The sequence below is a fragment of the Acinetobacter haemolyticus CIP 64.3 = MTCC 9819 genome (assembly GCF_000369065.1).
GTDB lineage: Bacteria > Pseudomonadota > Gammaproteobacteria > Pseudomonadales > Moraxellaceae > Acinetobacter > Acinetobacter haemolyticus.
The window spans coordinates 81,739-98,744 of the sequence record NZ_KB849799.1 but is presented as its reverse complement, the minus strand read 5'-3'; the positions used below and the strand labels follow the sequence as shown (position 1 = coordinate 98,744).

General features: G+C 37.9%; 20 protein-coding genes. 11 read left to right on the top strand and 9 right to left on the bottom strand.

Annotated features, from left to right (window positions below; translation table 11 throughout):
- Positions 1–13: 13 nt before the first annotated feature.
- Genes F927_RS00560 through F927_RS00550 form a run of 3 tightly spaced genes read right to left on the bottom strand, consistent with a single transcriptional unit; the run spans position 14 to position 4,653 of the window.
- Entirely contained in the window at positions 14–523 is a 510-nt protein-coding gene (locus F927_RS00560; RefSeq protein WP_005080533.1) for a cysteine peptidase family C39 domain-containing protein, read from the bottom strand.
- A complete protein-coding gene (locus F927_RS00555; RefSeq protein ID WP_005080530.1) occupies positions 524–1,693 on the bottom strand; it encodes a phospholipase A in 1,170 nt (389 codons plus the stop codon).
- Between the two features lie 20 nt (positions 1,694–1,713).
- Positions 1,714–4,653 carry an insulinase family protein gene (locus F927_RS00550; RefSeq protein WP_005080528.1) on the bottom strand — a complete coding sequence of 980 codons (2,940 nt, stop codon included), beginning with the start codon at positions 4,651–4,653 and terminating at the stop codon, positions 1,714–1,716.
- 226 nt (positions 4,654–4,879) lie between these two features.
- Between F927_RS00550 and F927_RS00545 the strand changes: the two genes are divergently transcribed.
- From F927_RS00545 to F927_RS00510, 8 genes are all read left to right on the top strand, one after another.
- Complete coding sequence (locus F927_RS00545) at positions 4,880–5,893, top strand: adenosine kinase (protein WP_004639253.1); 1,014 nt, start codon at positions 4,880–4,882, stop codon at positions 5,891–5,893.
- 16 nt (positions 5,894–5,909) lie between these two features.
- Positions 5,910–6,218: a Rieske (2Fe-2S) protein gene (locus tag F927_RS00540; RefSeq protein ID WP_005080525.1), complete on the top strand. Its 309-nt coding sequence runs from the start codon at positions 5,910–5,912 to the stop codon at positions 6,216–6,218.
- Between the two features lie 21 nt (positions 6,219–6,239).
- Positions 6,240–6,851, top strand: a complete 612-nt coding sequence (locus tag F927_RS00535; protein WP_005080523.1) for an OB-fold-containig protein — start codon at positions 6,240–6,242, stop codon at positions 6,849–6,851.
- Positions 6,852–7,373: 522 nt separating this feature from the next.
- The gene (gene cydP, locus F927_RS00530; protein WP_008942550.1) at positions 7,374–7,565 is read left to right on the top strand and encodes a cytochrome oxidase putative small subunit CydP; all 192 of its coding nucleotides are present in this window, start codon (positions 7,374–7,376) and stop codon (positions 7,563–7,565) included.
- Positions 7,565–9,142, top strand: a complete 1,578-nt coding sequence (locus F927_RS00525; RefSeq protein ID WP_005080519.1) for a cytochrome ubiquinol oxidase subunit I — start codon at positions 7,565–7,567, stop codon at positions 9,140–9,142. The genes cydP and F927_RS00525 overlap by 1 nt, the downstream gene beginning before the upstream one ends.
- On the top strand, positions 9,139–10,284 hold the full coding sequence (gene cydB, locus F927_RS00520) for a cytochrome d ubiquinol oxidase subunit II (protein WP_005080517.1): 1,146 nt from the start codon (positions 9,139–9,141) through the stop codon (positions 10,282–10,284). The genes F927_RS00525 and cydB overlap by 4 nt, the downstream gene beginning before the upstream one ends.
- Before the next feature lie 15 nt (positions 10,285–10,299).
- A complete protein-coding gene (gene cydX / locus F927_RS16715) occupies positions 10,300–10,404 on the top strand; it encodes a cytochrome bd-I oxidase subunit CydX (RefSeq protein ID WP_005080515.1) in 105 nt (34 codons plus the stop codon).
- A gap of 1 nt (position 10,405) precedes the next feature.
- Entirely contained in the window at positions 10,406–10,702 is a 297-nt protein-coding gene (locus F927_RS00510; RefSeq protein ID WP_005080513.1) for a cyd operon YbgE family protein, read from the top strand.
- A gap of 94 nt (positions 10,703–10,796) precedes the next feature.
- Here the strand turns inward: F927_RS00510 and F927_RS00505 are convergent, their stop codons facing one another.
- The 6 genes from F927_RS00505 to F927_RS00480 all read right to left on the bottom strand — a co-directional run bounded on the left by F927_RS00505 (position 10,797) and on the right by F927_RS00480 (position 15,131).
- Positions 10,797–11,372 carry a GNAT family N-acetyltransferase gene (locus tag F927_RS00505; protein ID WP_005080511.1) on the bottom strand — a complete coding sequence of 192 codons (576 nt, stop codon included), beginning with the start codon at positions 11,370–11,372 and terminating at the stop codon, positions 10,797–10,799.
- Between the two features lie 24 nt (positions 11,373–11,396).
- Positions 11,397–12,074, bottom strand: coding sequence for a YccT family protein (locus F927_RS00500; RefSeq protein ID WP_005080508.1), 678 nt, complete (start codon positions 12,072–12,074; stop codon positions 11,397–11,399).
- A 224-nt stretch (positions 12,075–12,298) separates the two neighbouring features.
- Positions 12,299–12,895, bottom strand: a complete 597-nt coding sequence (locus tag F927_RS00495) for a nitroreductase family protein (RefSeq protein ID WP_004639262.1) — start codon at positions 12,893–12,895, stop codon at positions 12,299–12,301.
- Between the two features lie 174 nt (positions 12,896–13,069).
- Positions 13,070–14,185, bottom strand: coding sequence for a signal recognition particle-docking protein FtsY (gene ftsY, locus F927_RS00490; RefSeq protein WP_005080505.1), 1,116 nt, complete (start codon positions 14,183–14,185; stop codon positions 13,070–13,072).
- Positions 14,186–14,302: 117 nt separating this feature from the next.
- Positions 14,303–14,632 carry a hypothetical protein gene (locus F927_RS00485; RefSeq protein WP_005080502.1) on the bottom strand — a complete coding sequence of 110 codons (330 nt, stop codon included), beginning with the start codon at positions 14,630–14,632 and terminating at the stop codon, positions 14,303–14,305.
- Between the two features lie 139 nt (positions 14,633–14,771).
- Positions 14,772–15,131 carry a hypothetical protein gene (locus F927_RS00480; protein WP_005080500.1) on the bottom strand — a complete coding sequence of 120 codons (360 nt, stop codon included), beginning with the start codon at positions 15,129–15,131 and terminating at the stop codon, positions 14,772–14,774.
- 241 nt (positions 15,132–15,372) lie between these two features.
- On the opposite strand from F927_RS00480, the gene F927_RS00475 reads away from it, so the two are divergent.
- The 3 genes from F927_RS00475 to F927_RS00465 all read left to right on the top strand — a co-directional run bounded on the left by F927_RS00475 (position 15,373) and on the right by F927_RS00465 (position 16,956).
- Entirely contained in the window at positions 15,373–15,606 is a 234-nt protein-coding gene (locus tag F927_RS00475; protein ID WP_004639266.1) for an SEL1-like repeat protein, read from the top strand.
- Positions 15,607–16,005: 399 nt separating this feature from the next.
- On the top strand, positions 16,006–16,383 hold the full coding sequence (locus F927_RS00470) for a DUF2750 domain-containing protein (protein ID WP_004639267.1): 378 nt from the start codon (positions 16,006–16,008) through the stop codon (positions 16,381–16,383).
- 141 nt (positions 16,384–16,524) lie between these two features.
- Complete coding sequence (locus tag F927_RS00465) at positions 16,525–16,956, top strand: CBS domain-containing protein (protein WP_004639268.1); 432 nt, start codon at positions 16,525–16,527, stop codon at positions 16,954–16,956.
- Positions 16,957–17,006 lie beyond the last annotated feature (50 nt).

Genomic DNA, 17,006 nt, shown 5'->3' with positions numbered 1-17,006 from the left:
TGAGGATTGTCATTTAAGCGTGTTCAACAACAACGACTTGCCTACAAATACCATCAGCTTGGCGTTGTTGTTCAAATTCGTTTTTGGTCATTACATCAAAATGATCACAGAAACTAATTTGTTGTTCATCAATAGAATAAATTAAGGACTGATTACCAACGCCTTGAAAAGTATCATAGAACACGATGATAAATTTCCCATGATCAAAGGCTTGCTGAATATCGAAGTAAGACAAAGCAGCTTGAACAGGAATGTTTAAACGCTCAGCATCAAGGTAACTTTGTCTTTCATTATCATCAATATTTGGATCAGGGTCGGTATAAAATGAGACCTTAAAACCTATTTTTTTTAATGCTACAGCTAAGGCAATGGTAAATGTACCTTCTTGCTGATCATGGCGACACAAACGAATTAGATCAGCAATATCAATATGGGTATCATATTGTTTTACAATCAACCAAACTGCAAATACACCACAATTTGCCTCTAGCTCCAGCAAAGGTTTAGGAATATTTAAGCCCATTTAATACCAATTCATCAGCGACACACCCAAACCGACATAAGTTGCTTTGTGATTATAGTCAATCAAACTTTCACCATAACCATCAAACAATTGGAAGTGTCCACGCAACTTGCCTGTAATAGGAAATGCCCAATCAAACTGAACCGCGCCATTCGAGCGATCGCCGCCTTTTAATGAATGTCGTAACATTAAAGAAAATTCATTATCACCCTTACGGTAAAATGCGGTTAAATCGCCACGACCAATATAATCCTTAATATCAGGATTATTATCATCTTTGGCATCTTCTTCTACCCGATACCAAGGACGCAGCATAAGTGCGAAATTATCTTTTTCAAAACCAAGATTAAAAATCACACGGTTCCAACTACGAGATAACGGATCTGAACGACCATTTGATTGGTGGTTCAACGTGACACCAAGCAAACGCGCATTCAAACCTAAGATTTCATAATTGGTCCTAAACATCAAACTCGCTTCAGGTTCATAATTGGTCTCACGAAATGGTCGTGATTCTTCTGAATTATAAACTTGCCAGCGTGAAGATTGCGTATAGCCCAACCATAGATCACCATTATTCCCAAAGATATTTTCCCAAGCTTTGGTCTTTAATGAAAGCTGAAACTTGGCTTCAGATGACGTTAGATTTTGCTTCTCATCTACCGTATTTACAGGATTTGGACTGCTTGGAAATTCATTTTTATTACTGGTCCAAAATACAGGTAACAAATAGACTGGTTGATAGGCACGGATATTCCAAGCACCTAATTTACTTTCTTCTGAAAGCTCCCAGCGGCGGTCTAATAACGACACGTTTGGATCAAACTTTGGCGCTGGTCCTAATATGTGAAAATCACTGACTTTCTGTACAACTTTGTCTTTTAGTGACTCTGCTTGCGGACTTTCTTTACGCTCTACCACAGGCGCAGATGCAGCCAAAACAGGTTCTGGTGTTGGTTGCTCCACTGACTCGATAATGGTGGGTGCTTTAAAAAGACGGTCATAACATGCTAAACGGTCTGCATTGGATGCTAAAGCGACACAGGCTTCCGCAGTGGCTGGGCTTGCAGGTGCTGTCGCTTGTGCATTTGCCAATGACGTAGTGAGTGAACTGAGTATCGTAATAACACTCAGCCCAAGATGACTACGTTCAAATGATTTGAACGTCATAGATGTCTCCAACTTTTCTTTTAATTAACCTGTTGAATATTAAAACCAAGTTGTTGTAAAGCCTCACGCTTTGCAAATGGAGCAACAACAGCTTTAACTGGTTTCTGTTCGAGTAAATATTGTTTCGCAACACGTTGCAAATCAGCCAAGGTTACATTTAACAAGCGTTCACGTAGTAATTTTCGGAATTTTGGTGTGCGTGCATGCAAATAAGCATAACAAGCAGTAATCGCCTCACCAGCTGGCGAACCTGGCTTATCCATGCTTGCAACAAGACCTAAAATCGCTTCCTCTAGTTGATACGGATATTGTTCGCTGTTTAGTAACCATTGAATACTCGCTTCAAAATCTTTAAAAGTTTCTTCTAAGCGAGGATCTCTATAGCTGTAAAAACGGAATGAACACGCATTTCCATCATAGCTTGCTCCACCACCATATGCGCCACCTTTTTCACGAATCGCACTATGTAAGAAACCGTTACGTAGATAAGCTGCTAGCACCATTAATGGTGCAGCATCAGGATGTGAAACATCCACAGCTTGATAGGCAGATGCACAAAACTGTACATTTGCTTGGATTAACCACGCCTCATCAACATTGCTATCTACTCGTTCGATCTGAGTCAGTGTTGCAGGTGTAGGATCAAGCTCTAACTTATCCCAGACGTTTTGGATTTCTTCAACTAACCGATCAGACTGATGTTCTTCACAAACCAATAAGAATTGTTTCGGTGCTTGCAATAACATACGGTGTATTGCCTGTAACTCAACAATGAGTGCCTGATAAGCCTCATCATCTTTGTCAATCTTGCTCACAAGCTCACTGAGCCAATTTAAAGCACCTAGACCAGTATTATGATAATCACGGCGAGCCAATGCACTCATTTGACGTGAAGCTGTTTGCATCGCATAGCTATGTCCAGAACCCGATAAACGCGACTGCCAACGAGTTTTACGTTGCTGTAATAACTCGATAATCCGATCTTTCTCATCAAAGCGAAGCTTTTCAAAAGCCAATTTCAATAACTGAATTGCATCAAGTTTTTGTGTAAGTGATTTAGTTGTAAGCGTCAACCAAGCACTAATACGATCCTTATCATCAACCTTGCTTCGTAAAGATGCACCCATGCCCAAGCCACCGCTTACAGCTGTTTGGATCTGTTGTAACTCAAGATAATTGTATTCACCTGCACCAACCTCACCCATCAAGATAGACAGTAAATTGAAGTATGGAGATTGAACAATTTCATCAGGGATTTGAATCAAAACTTGTTGATAATAAATACCATTGGTTCCCGCATGATAAAGATTCAATGGCGTGTCTAAACGATTACAAATGATCTCACGCAATTGACCTTGTACGATCTGAAGATCAGCAGGAATGTCCTCCAAGCCAACTTTTGGCAATAACTCAAGGTCATCAGGCGTATCTTGACGCTTTTTTAAAGCATCCGTTTTTTGCTGAATCTCGATCCTTTGTTCTTCAGTTAGGTTCGCAGTAATTTCAGCCAAACGCGCTTGTTCATCTTGTTGTTCTTTTGCTGACTTAGTTGCATCTGGCACCAAAGTCATTTGTACGCGATGTGGATTATCCAACAAGTGTGTCTGTATTAGATTAGACAACCACATCGGATCTTTTAGCTCTTCTTTGACTTGCTCAATTGCTGAGTCTACATCCCAAACATGAATTGGATCGTTGTGGTGAATTGCACTACTCAAACCATTCAGAATCAAACTTAAACCATAAGGTGTACCATCACCATTGATTTCACGCTGATGTAATTCGATTTGATGAAGAATTGCATCCACGAGATCCTGATCAACAGGTTTTGATGCAACCTCTTTTAAAATATTTAAAACACCATTTTTGAATGTTTCAGCATGCTCAGCATTTGAACCTTGCACGCCGCAGTAGAAAGTCATTTCAAAGTTACTGTCATCAACACCCATAATTGGTCCTGTAGATTGAGCGTAACCACAGGTTTCTAAATAATGGCGCAATGGCGAGGCAGAGTTTTCTAATAAGATCCCTTCGACTAAACGCATGCCTAAGCGTAACTTAATATCACTTGTTTCTGGCAATAACCATGACAATACGTGATAAGTCTTATCGTTTAAATCTTCACTATCAACTGCATAAGATTCTGTTACTGTAATCGGTGCTGCTAAACGCTTCTCTGGTTTTGAATATAAAGTAGTCCCTTGAGAAAACTTATGTAACGCCAACTTTTCAAATTGCTCTTGTAGATCATAAGCACTTTGATTGCCAAAAGTCATAAATACGGCATTACTTGGGTGATAATGGGTTTTATAAAAATCCACCAACTGTTCATAGCTCAAATCTGGTATGTCTTTAGGATCACCGCCAGAGTTATAGTGATAGGTGGTTTCAGGGAATAAATGATGTGCAAGCTGATGATAAAGCTGATCTGTAGGGGCACTCATAGCGCCTTTCATTTCATTAAAAACAACACCTTTATAAACGGCTTGATCATTCTCAAGTTCAATTCGAATCCCTTCTTGAGCAAAGTCCAAAGGATTCAAATTCGCAGAGAAAGCTGCATCTAAATAAACAGATAATAAATTTTGAAAATCTTTTTTATTCTGTGTTGCAAATGGATAAGCGGTCCAATCTGCTGCCGTGAAAGCATTCATAAACGTATTGAGTGAACGGCGAATCATTAAAAAGAAAGGGTCACGAACAGGAAATTTTTCAGAACCACATAATGCGGTATGTTCTAGGATATGCGCAGTCCCTTTCGAATCCATAGGTTGGGTTCTAAATGCAACCAAAAATACATTTTCGTCATGATTGGTTGCTAAGTGATAATGAACCGCACCAGTAACTTTGTGCTTATATTCTAAAACGTGAATATCGAGTGCTTCTACATGGTGTTGGCGTAATAACTGAAACGCTGGATGAGTCGTTTTAGCAATACTTTCAGAAACATCGACAGTCATATGATCTCCAATTTATCTATTTAAATAGTTACTCTTGAGAGTCTACCGAAGAATCGTAATCGATATCCATGTAAATTAGTCTATTTTTGTAGAAAAATTCATCGACTGAGCAATATCCAAGATGAATATCTAAAATCATTCTAAACTTGATTTTTTCTCAACAACCTACAGTAATCCTGAGCATTAGTGTAAACTTTATGTTTTGATTTTTAATGTGATGACAAACATGGCAACTGTTGATCTTTTTGCAATTGGGAATGCGCTCATTGACCAAGAATTTAAAGTCTCAAATGAGTTTTTAACAGAACATGCTTTGCAAAAAGGCACAATGCAGTTGGCTGATGGTGAAACTCAATCTGCGTTATATCAAAAACTACAAGATACCCAGACTTATAAAGGGCAAGCAAGTGGCGGTTCAGCAGCAAATACAACGGTTGCTTTTAGTTCATTAGGTGGAACAGCATTTTATGGATGCCGTGTCGGGAACGATGAACTTGGTTCGATTTATTTAAATGGCTTAAATGACGCTGGTATTAAAACCACAGCTCAATCAATCAGTGAAGGTGTCACTGGTACATGCATGGTCCTGATTAGTCCTGATTCAGAACGTACTATGCAAACTTATCTTGGTATTACTGCTGAGCTTTCTGATGAACAAATTGATTTTGAACCATTAAAAACAGCGAAATGGCTTTATATCGAAGGATATCTATCAACCAGTGAATCAGCTCGTGAAGCTGTGAAACAAGCACGCCAAATCGCTAGAGAACATGGTGTTAAGATCGCTCTTTCGCTTTCAGATCCAGCAATGGTGCAATATGCACGCACTGGGCTTGAAGAACTATTGGGTGATGGCGTAGATTTATTGTTTTGTAATGAACAAGAAGCGTTGATGTTTAGCGAGACTGATAATCTCAATGATGCTATTGAGGTTTTGAAAATCAAAAATCAACATATTGTGATTACACAAGGTGCAAATGGCGCAATGATCATTGATCCAGCTCAACAATTTCATGTTGCGGGCCGACATGTTGAAGCGGTAGATGCTAACGGTGCTGGTGATGCTTTTTCTGGAGCATTTTTGTATGCAATTAATGCCGGATTAAGCCTACAAGCAGCTGCACAACTTTCAATTTTGATATCAAGCGAAGTTGTTGCCCAATTTGGTCCACGTTTATCAGTCGATCATTACGCTAAACTCTTTGAGCAGTTTAAAACCACACAACAGGAATGTGCTTAACATGGAAAAGATTTGCATGACTGAAGAAGTCCCTGAACGTGAATCGCGTGCGTTTGACACAATGAAAGGGACAACTATTTTTATTACTCAAAAGGATGGTGGTTTTTACGCTTATCAAAACGTATGCCCACATTTGCAAACCGAACTTGAGTATTTAGAAAATCAGTTCTTAGATCAAGATCGTGAATACATACAATGTTCTACTCATGGTGCACTGTTCTCAGTTGAAACTGGTGAATGTATTTCTGGACCATGTCTTGGTGACTTCCTTGAAAAAGTTAATTTGGAAGTCCACTCTGATGGTGGTATTTATATTGTTGATTAATTCTTAAATTAGTATTCTGCTATGACTGAGTTTTTTCTAAACTACTATCTGATGCCTTTTCACATGAGTGTAGTCGCTTTGATTGTGCTCAGCATCGCAGAAACAATTGGTATTCTGATTGGGTTACGGCCAAGTCATCTGGTCAAAAAACTGACTCCTGAGTGGATTTTAAACTCACCTCTTTTAGACGTTAAATTTTCGAAATATCTAATCGTTGTTTTCCTGCTGATTAATTTTAGTTTTGCAGGCTATTTTTTAGAACTTTCTTTTTTTGCAATTCAACATTACTTTATCTCCCCTTACTATTTATTTATTCCAGCATTAATTATCGACATATTTTTTACGGTCTTTATGATTCACTGTCTAGATCAAGTGATTAAACCTAAAGTGACTCATACTCACGCTAACTTGGTGGGTCGTTTGGCAACAATTTCCACTGGGAATGCTCGTCCTGGGTTTTCAGCTCAAGCACGTGTTCGTGATGAATTTGGACAACTGTATTATGTACAAGTTGAGCCAGAATATGGTGAGTTAGAGCTACAATCTCAAGTACTATTAATAAGTCAAAGATCAAATGCACACTACCTTGCAAAAAAAATATCTACCTCAAACAAGCTCTTTACTGCTGATTAAAGTGTTAAAAGCACGTTTTGCAGTGCAATGTTACAAAAAATAACAATAAAGTATCCAAAAACATCTTCTTTGTCACTTTTTTAAATCAGAACAAATCAATAGAAAAAAGCTAGAGCAATTTCCTCATTTATTCTCCCCCAGAAAACATAGTATTTTACTTGGTTTAATTCATTTTAAATCTTTACGCTGTATATTTTTAAGGCACAGATATACAACCTCATGTAAACATTAAAATTTATTTAATACCCACCATTTTAATCAACTTTTTATTTTGATAAAAAATAAATAACCAACAATTTAAGTTGGAATTTAATATTTAATTATAAGTATTTTAGTCGGATTTAAAATAAATAACCAACCATTTTAATAAGGAATCAATATACAAAAGAATATAATAAATATATCACACTGATTATTATAATAATTTATGAAAAAATATATTCAAAATACATCTAAATTTTATTTTTATTTATATTTAGTAAATAATACAAATATCTTCACTTTAATATGAACTCCAGTTTTATGAACACAAGTTCTCAAAACTCAAATCGGCGATTAATTCGAGAAATCACGATTATCCTTATTATTAAAGTAATCCTTCTCATGGTAATTAAACACGTCTGGTTTGATGCACCAACAATTCCAAAAGATTTTAACAATCAAGTTGCCGAGCGTATTGCTGGTGACTTATCTAACACTCAGGAGACACGTTGATGATTTCTGAAAGCGTGGTCGATCTTTCGCGGTTCCAGTTTGCAATGACTGCGATGTATCACTTCATTTTTGTCCCTTTAACTTTAGGTCTTGCTTTTATTCTTGCCATTATGGAAACCACTTATGTGATTTCTGGTAAGGAAATTTATAAGGACATGACCAAGTTTTGGGGAAAACTTTTTGGGATTAACTTTGCTTTAGGTGTCACCACTGGACTAACAATGGAATTCCAGTTCGGAACGAACTGGGCATATTATTCTCACTATGTCGGTGATATTTTCGGAGCACCGCTTGCAATTGAAGGCTTAATGGCTTTCTTCTTAGAGTCTACCTTTATTGGGTTATTCTTTTTTGGCTGGGATCGTCTCTCAAAATTTCAGCATTTAGGAGTAACTTGGTTAGTCGCAATCGGTTCAAATATGTCCGCATTATGGATTTTGATTGCAAATGGTTGGATGCAAAACCCAGTCGGTGCTGCATTCAATTATGAAACCATGCGAATGGAGCTCGTAGACTTTGCAGCCTTGATTTTCAACCCAGTGGCTCAGGTTAAATTCGTCCATACTGTATCTGCTGGTTATGTGACAGGTGCCATCTTTGTTTTAGCGATCTCTAGCTACTACTTATTGAAAAAACAGGATTTACCTTTTGCACGTCGTTCTTTCGCGATTGCAGCTATCTTTGGTTTAGCATCTACTTTATCTGTCATTTTACTCGGTGATGAATCTGGTTATGAATTAGGTGATGTTCAGAAAACTAAACTTGCGGCTATTGAAGCTGAATGGCATACAGAACCAGCACCTGCTGCATTCACCTTATTTGGTATTCCAAATCAAGAAAAAATGCGGACTGACTACGCCATTAAAATCCCTTATGTCATGGGTATTATTGCAACGCGCTCCACTGACAAAGAAGTAACGGGTATTCACGATCTCATGAAACAACACGAGGTACGTATTCGTAATGGTATGGTGGCATATAGTGAGTTAGAAAAACTACGTGCGGGTGATCGCTCACCAGAGTTACTTGCATCATTTGAGCAAAATCAGAAAGACCTTGGTTATGGCCTTTTATTAAAGAAATATGCGCCAAATGTTGTTGATGCAACTGAAGCTCACATTCAGGCAGCAACCAAAGATACCATTCCAAATGTTGCAGCGTTGTTCTTTTCATTCCGTGCAATGGTTGCTTCTGGCTTTTTGATGCTTCTACTCTTTATCTTGGCAACTTGGGCAGTGGCTAAACGCAATGCTGAAGATAAACCATGGTTACTCAAATTTGCACTATTCTCTCTCCCACTCCCATGGATTGCGGCTCAAACAGGTTGGTATGTTGCTGAAGGTGGGCGTCAACCGTGGTCAATTGGTGAAATTTTGCCAACACACTTATCTGCATCTAGTATCAGTGCAGGCGATGTATGGGGTTCGATTATCGCTCTCGCTGCTTTCTATACAGTTCTTCTCATCATCGAAATGTATTTGATGATCAAGTTTGCACGTCTAGGTCCAAGTTCTTTACACACTGGTAAGTATCACTTTGAAAAACTTGAAGCAAAATCAGTGGAGGCTCAACCATGATCGAATATGAATTACTCAAAATTATTTGGTGGGTATTGGTTGGTGTATTGCTTATCGGCTTTGCACTCACCGATGGCTTCGACATGGGAGCAATGGCCCTAATGCCATTTGTCGGTAAAACAGACAATGAACGCCGAGCTGCAATCAATACCATTGCACCACACTGGGATGGTAACCAAGTTTGGTTTATTACAGCCGGTGGTGCGTTATTTGCAGCATGGCCTATGGTGTATGCAGTTGCCTTTTCGGGTATGTATTGGGCACTACTACTGGTCCTGTTTGCACTATTCTTACGACCCGTTGGCTTTGACTATCGGTCTAAATTAGAAAACATGCAATGGCGTACGTCATGGGATTGGGGGTTGTGTATAGGCGGTGCTGTTCCTGCGCTAGTCTTTGGTGTGGCTTTTGGTAATTTGTTCTTAGGTGTTCCATTTGGCTTAGACGAAACTCTACGTTCCCAATATACAGGTAGCTTCTTCGCTCTCTTAAATCCGTTTGCATTGGTTTGCGGTATTGTGAGCTTATCCATGCTCTGCGCTCATGGTGGTTCATGGTTGATGTTACGTACAGATGGAGATTTATTTCATCGTTCTGCCAAAGCAACACAACTGATGGCAGCTATTTTTCTTGCCTGCTTCCTTGTAGCAGGTGCATGGCTATACTTCGGCGGTATTGAAGGTTATAGCTATGCCACTGCTATCGACACCAATGCCGCACTCAACCCTCTTGCAAAAGAAGTTGTGACGAATGCAAACCATGGCTGGATGAATAATTACTTAACCTACCCAATCACGGTAGCCGCACCTGTTGCAGCCATTTTAGGTGCAATACTTGCACTGATCAGTGCAGGCAAACAAAAAGCTGCTATTACCTTTACAGGCACAAGCTTAATGATTGTTGGTGCGATTCTTACAGCTGGATTTGCACTATTCCCATTCCTGTTACCATCCAATATTGATCCAACCTCTAGTTTAACAATGTGGGATGCTGTATCTAGCCATAAAACGCTCGGAGTGATGACGGTTGCGGCTTGTATTTTTGTTCCACTCATTTTGATCTACACCTCTTGGTCTTATTACAAAATGTGGGGCGTAATTACCAGCAAACACATTGAAGAAAATTCACATAGTTTGTACTGATTGAGGAGCAATGATATGTGGTACTTTGCATGGATTCTAGGCATTTTAATGGCATGTTTTGCAGGTGTTCTGAGTGCACTATATATCGAACATCATCAAAATCTAGATGAGGAATCCTGAAATGGCAAAAGCAATGACAACACCGAAAAATAGTAAAGCGCATGTATTTGCAATGACCATTTCGTTTCTGTTGGCATTGCCACTCGCAGCTATTTTACTGGTACATCCTGCCTTAATGTTAGATGCTCAGGGAAATTACAACCATAGCTTACTGATGTTGGTTATGATTGGAATTTCTGGTGGCTTTATTCATGGTGTAGGATTTATTCCCAAGTTTTGGTTATGGAAATGGTTATTCAGTCCATATGTTGCATGGCCACTCATGGTTTTGGGCTATTATATTTGGGTCGGTAATTAAAGCTTATACAACGATCAAGTAAAGAGGCATTTTAGGTTAAACTCGAAATGCCTCTTTTTTAACACCAAACACATACAATGTAATTTAAATGCAATTACAAAATGCATTTTATCTTCTTTTTTAATTCAACAAGTTGGATGAATGTCAGAGGTAAGCCAACTTCCGCATCTAAGGGATAAGGCAACATCTTTCCTGTTTTTTGATAACCACGACGTTGATAATAAGCGATTAATTCTTGTCTTAGATCTAAAACACTCATGAAAATATCAGAAACTTGAGGATGATTAACCATAATATATTGCTCAACGAAATTAAGCATTTTACGACCACAGCCTAGATTTTGGATCATAGGGTGAACTGCAAATGTACCTATCTCTACACTGCTACCATCAAATGTTAAACCCACACACGCAATAATTTTGTTCTGCTCGTCTTCACCCACAAATAATTCAAATTGTTCTTTTTCTAGCTCATCATTTAATTGCTTTTCCGTTATCCGACTGCCTTCTACTAAATCTTTTTCCGTGGTCCAACTGCGACCAGACCGCGTTCTGTATGCTATGTTCAATAATTCTATAAGTTGATCTACATCATGCCTTATTGCTTTTCTAATTTTTAAGCTCATCATTTCTTCGTTATATCTTTTTAATAAAAAAGCCGATGATAACATCGGCTTCACTAAACTATAAATACGTTAGTTACTCTGACCAGCTAACCAAGCCATAAACTTTTGACGTTCAGCTTTAGAGGCTTTTTGCCACAACTCAACCAATTGCTGATCAGTGGTTCTGTTAGCATTATTAGATGTTGTTGCAACTGTAGCAACAGGCTCAGCTATTGTTGGTTTTGCACCTGCGTATACGGCTGCAGGTTGATTAGCGGTATTATTTTTATTCTTTTGAGTTAGATCAAGTGTTCGGCTTAATAAACCACTACCAGTGAACCAAGGTTTTGCCTCATTATTAGCACCAGTTTGTTGTACGATCAATTTCTTATTTTGGTCATAAAGTGCAACTGTAGGCTGTTCGGCATATTTTTTTGCGGCTTCAAAATCTTTTGGAGCATTAACCAAACCCAAACGATAGCTTTGGTTATCTTTTAAATTTGGAGCTTGAATGGTGACAACGCCCGATCTCACGATGTCATGCTCACCACTTAAATGCTCAAAATACTCACGGTATCGAACATTCAGAGTTATGTCACCAGCATCAACTTGATAGTTATTTTTACTTGAAGGTAATAAACCAGAGTTTACCTCTTGGCCATTCACCGCAACAATAACGATTTCTTCAGGCGCAGTAATTGTAACCGCTGAAAAAACAGAACCACTGAATAACAACCCGAAAGCAGCAATACCAACTCTTAAAGACATTAGACTTTTCTCGATATAAACTATTTATGAAACCGTATGCACTATGCTACGAGATTATGACTATTTTATGACAATAAGGCGAATGACCTATCTTAAGCCTTCTCCCATCAAGTGATATATACCTCATATTTGCCGTTAAAGACCATACCACTTTTGCCCAATCTTACTGTTTTTTCTTATTACAAAAAAGAGCGCACAAGCGCCCTTTTTATTTCACGACAATTTTAGTTAAAAGTTTTAAAACGTGCTGCATCATCCATATAGGTTTTTTCACCAGCTGGTGCTTCAACTGAACCAAATACTAGCTGAGCACGTAGTTTCCAATTAGCAGGAATCGCAAAAGTTTCCGCAACTTCTTCATCGATGATTGGATTGTAATGCTGTAATGAAGCACCGATACCAATTTCAGCTAACGCAGTCCAAGTCGCAAATTGCGCAATGGCACTTGAATGTTCTGACCATACTGGGAAGTTATCTGCATACAATGCAAATTGTTCTTGTAAACCTTTTACAACATCTTGATCTTCATAAAATAGCGCTGTACCAAAGCCAGCAGCAAAACTATCAATTTTTGCATTGGTGCTTTCAAATGCTTCAGCTGGTACGATTTTGCGTAATGTTTCGCGCACAATATTCCAGAAATTTGTATGTGACGCACCATATAAAGTGACAACACGTGATGTTTGTGAGTTAAAAGATGATGGGCTTTGCTTTACAGCCTCACGAATGGTTTCTTCAATCGTTGCTTGATCAACTGAAACATTTTTACCAATGGCATAGATTGTACGGCGTGCTTTAATGCTATTTAAAAAGTTACTCATGTTGTTATTCCTACCTGTACCCGATGGGAGTTATCTTGGATTGAATGTAGTGTATAACGACTCATTTTCCTGTAATAGCCTAAAAAATATAACAGATCGTTTCGTTTTTGAAACAACACTATTCTCAGACTATAAAAAAGACCCCTTATATGGGGCCTTTTTAGCAGAATTTCATTATTTATCTGTTTCAAACAATGCTGCTACAAATGATTTAGCTGAAAATGGACGTAAATCGTCAATCTTTTCACCTACACCAATATATCGGATTGGAACATGGGTACGGCTTGCAATATTGAAAAGCACGCCACCTTTTGCTGTGCCATCTAACTTGGTAATCGTGATACCCGTTAGTCCAACTGCTTCATCAAACAATTGCACTTGATTAATTGCATTTTGACCTGTACCAGCATCAACAATCAACATAATTTCATGTGGCGCAGTTGCATCAATCTTCTGCATAACACGTTTAACTTTTTTGAGTTCTTCCATCAAATGAGATTTATTTTGCAAACGTCCAGCCGTATCTGCGATTAATACATCAATCCCTTTAGCACGAGCACTTTCAAAAGCATCAAAAATCACTGATGCACTATCAGCACCATGACCCTGAGCAACAACGGGGATGTCATTACGCTCTCCCCAAATCTGTAATTGCTCTGTGGCAGCTGCACGGAAAGTATCACCCGCAGCCAACATCACTTTCTTGCCCTCACCCTGTAAACGTTTTGCTAGTTTACCAATAGTTGTCGTTTTACCAACACCATTTACACCGACCATAAGAATCACATAAGGAGACTTATTTGGGTCAATATGTAAGGGCTTAACACGCGGAGCAAGCAATGCAACTAACTCTTCTTGTAGTGCTTTGTACAATGCATGTGAATAAATCAAATCACCGCGTGCTGTCCGTTCTGTCAAGTTTGCAATAATCGTTTTGGTAGCATCGACACCAATATCAGCAACCAATAATTGCTCTTCAACTTCTTCTAATAATTCATCATCGATTTCTTTACCACCAATCAAGATATTCACCATACCATCCGTAAAACTACGGCGTGTTTTGGTTAAACCATCTTTCATGCGACCAAAGAAACCACCTGATTTTTCTTCTTCGACAACAGGTGTAGTTGACTCCACAGAAACAACAGTAGGCGTTTGTTCTACTGTTGTTGGTGTTGCAGGTTCAATAATCGGAACATCGACAGCAGGTAAACTTGGCAGGGTAACATCATCATCACCGATGTCAGCATCTATCAAGAATTTATTTTGAATGTTCGATTGCTGTTGCATGTCGATTCCTTGAGAATAAAGCAGCTTTTAAAAAAGATTGTCAGTCTAGCACAAATTGATTTCTTTTTCCCGACTGACATAAACCATTCATTTATCATTAAAAATTTTGATTTAAAACTACTCATCCTCTCGTGCCATTGCTGGATATTGTTTAATCAGATTTGATTCAAATTGATAGGCATGCATGAGACGTAAATAGCTGAATTTTTGAATTCTAGGATACTTTAAAATCTCTTTAGCCATCGACTGCGTCCTAGGGTGGCTTGCTTGCAGAGATAATTGAATTACATGATCAAGTTGCTGGTCATTCACTGGGCGTAGTAAAGCTTTATAACCCACTATAAAAATAGACAAAATAACAATAATGACCAAAATATTAAAAAATCGGTCTAGTTTCAGTCGATACTTAGACTGCAAAATTTTATGTTTAGAAATGATAGACAACATAACCAACCTCAGTGTTATGAAGCAGTGTATGTATCTACCTCACTTAGAGCAAGTATCAACATTCATCAATGTCTAGCAAAGTATGCGTTAAAGATTGTTTTTCAACCAATAACGCAACACCTACCGGATATCCAACTATTTAACTTGTTAGCGTACGCACGAAAGCAAAATATAAAATAAATGCAATAATGAGCAAGGTTATAAATATCGCAAACATCCCAACTCCACTTTCAGCATCTGCTGGATGCAAATCATCTTCATCTGCAATTCTAAGTAGCTCACCATTGTAAATTTCGTAAAAACGATCTTTTTCTTGAGGACTAAGATTTATCGCAAAATCATAAACACGTTTACGTTGCGCTAAACAATAATCACCAAGGTGGATCTCTTGATGAAAAACAGCCTCATCAAGCAATTTGCGATGATGATGTGCTAAAGCAATAATTTGATTCTCAGTTGGCGGCATATCAAAGCTTAAACCATCAATTGTATGTGACATATTTTTCTCCTTTTCTATTCTTCTCACTTTGATTTTACTTAAAATAATTTGCACAGAGTGTTTCATCGTGTAAGCTTTTATTTAATGTAAATAAAAATCTGCTCAGTCACTTTGGTTATTTGACAATTCAATTAATTTTGTCATAATAACTTCACAAACAAGTGATAAATTAGCTTAAATTCGGAGCAATGTAGCTTCGAATAGAATATGCGGTAATCATAATTAAAATAAGGAGTTATATATGATTCAACATTTTACACAACATGAACTAGAGCATGTTTATGCGAATGCGGTAAATACAATCCAATCGCAGAAAAACTTTCAAGACGCAGTAAAAGATCTTGAACAAGTTGCACAAGCAGGACATGGTAAAGCAGCGTTATTTCTAGCAGAATTGTACTATCAAGGTTTCCGAGTCGAACGAGACTCTTTGAAAGCCCAATACTGGCAAAAGATGGCAACCCTAAAAGCATAAAGAGACGTCACTTAGGTGGCGTTTTTTTATGCCTGATTATTTATAATACTTTTTTAAATAGAGACTACGCGCACTTCGTTTGTCTTGCGCTACATCAAAGCTACAATCGCTTTGCCTTGCTCAGGTGGCGTTTTTTTATGCCTGATCATTTATAATACATTTTTCAAGTAGAGACTACGCACTTCGTTTGTCTTGCGCTACATCAAAGCTTTAGTCGCTCAATTGTTTTTAAAATTAGCATGAAATCTCTCCTATGTTATCCCCTACATGAATCGTAGTTATAGGCATGTTTTCATCACCTAGAATATTTGCTTACGATTTATATGAATAGTTTAAACATAAATGCCATCTAGATTTCTTATAATAAAACATAAGTTTAAATAAGATCAGTTTAACGACATGTATCGGTTCAATCATTTCAAACCAGTATCAAGTGAGTTGATGATTAAAATATCAATTCTAAAAACAATGATGTATTGCGGAGTTCTTTGGGGTCTTTATCATGATGGTTGGGCAATTAAGTCTGATCAAAATGGACATGTATTTCCTTTTTGGCTCAACGGTGTTCAAGCACATCGCTATGCTCAGTCAAATTGGAAACACTACAAACCGCGTAAAATCACATCAAAAGATTTTCATGAATCCTTACTTCCATTGCTGACGCGTTTGCAAGTAGAACCAGCTCTCTTTAACTCATCTCATTGCAAATTTAAACTCTCTACACAACAGATGCAGCACTTTTTCTTTATGCATCATCAAACTGCTATAGCTGTTTAGGAGAAATTAGACACATGAACGGATATTTTTATTCAGAATATGTATAAAAAGTCATCATTAAGCTGCAATTAGGGCTTTGCAATTAAAAAAAATACCGTTAAGTTAAATGAAAACGACAATACAATACAGGTGGAATAAACAATGACAATCGTTGCTCAAGTCATCAAAAATAAAGCTGAACAATCTATTTTTACAATCTCGCCAAATTCGACTGTACTTGAAGCAATTAAAATTATGGCCGACAAAGGCGTTGGGGCTTTAGTCGTTGCAGAAGATGAAAAAGTCATTGGAATTTTTTCTGAACGTGACTATACCCGTAAGATTGCTTTGATGGAGCGTTCATCAAATAGTACGTTGGTTGCGGATATTATGACCTCTAAAGTCATCACCGTAAGTTTAAACAACACAGTTGAAGAGTGTTTACAGCTGATGACTGATCGTCATTTACGCCATTTACCAGTATTAGAAAATGACAAGCTAGTTGGTTTTATTTCCATTGGCGATTTAGTTAAAGCCGCAATGGAAGATCAACGTATTTTAATTGAACAGCTACAACAGTATATTTCAGGCTAAATTCCTGAATAAAAAAAGGGCAATATAAAATTGCCCTTTTTTATAGAAAT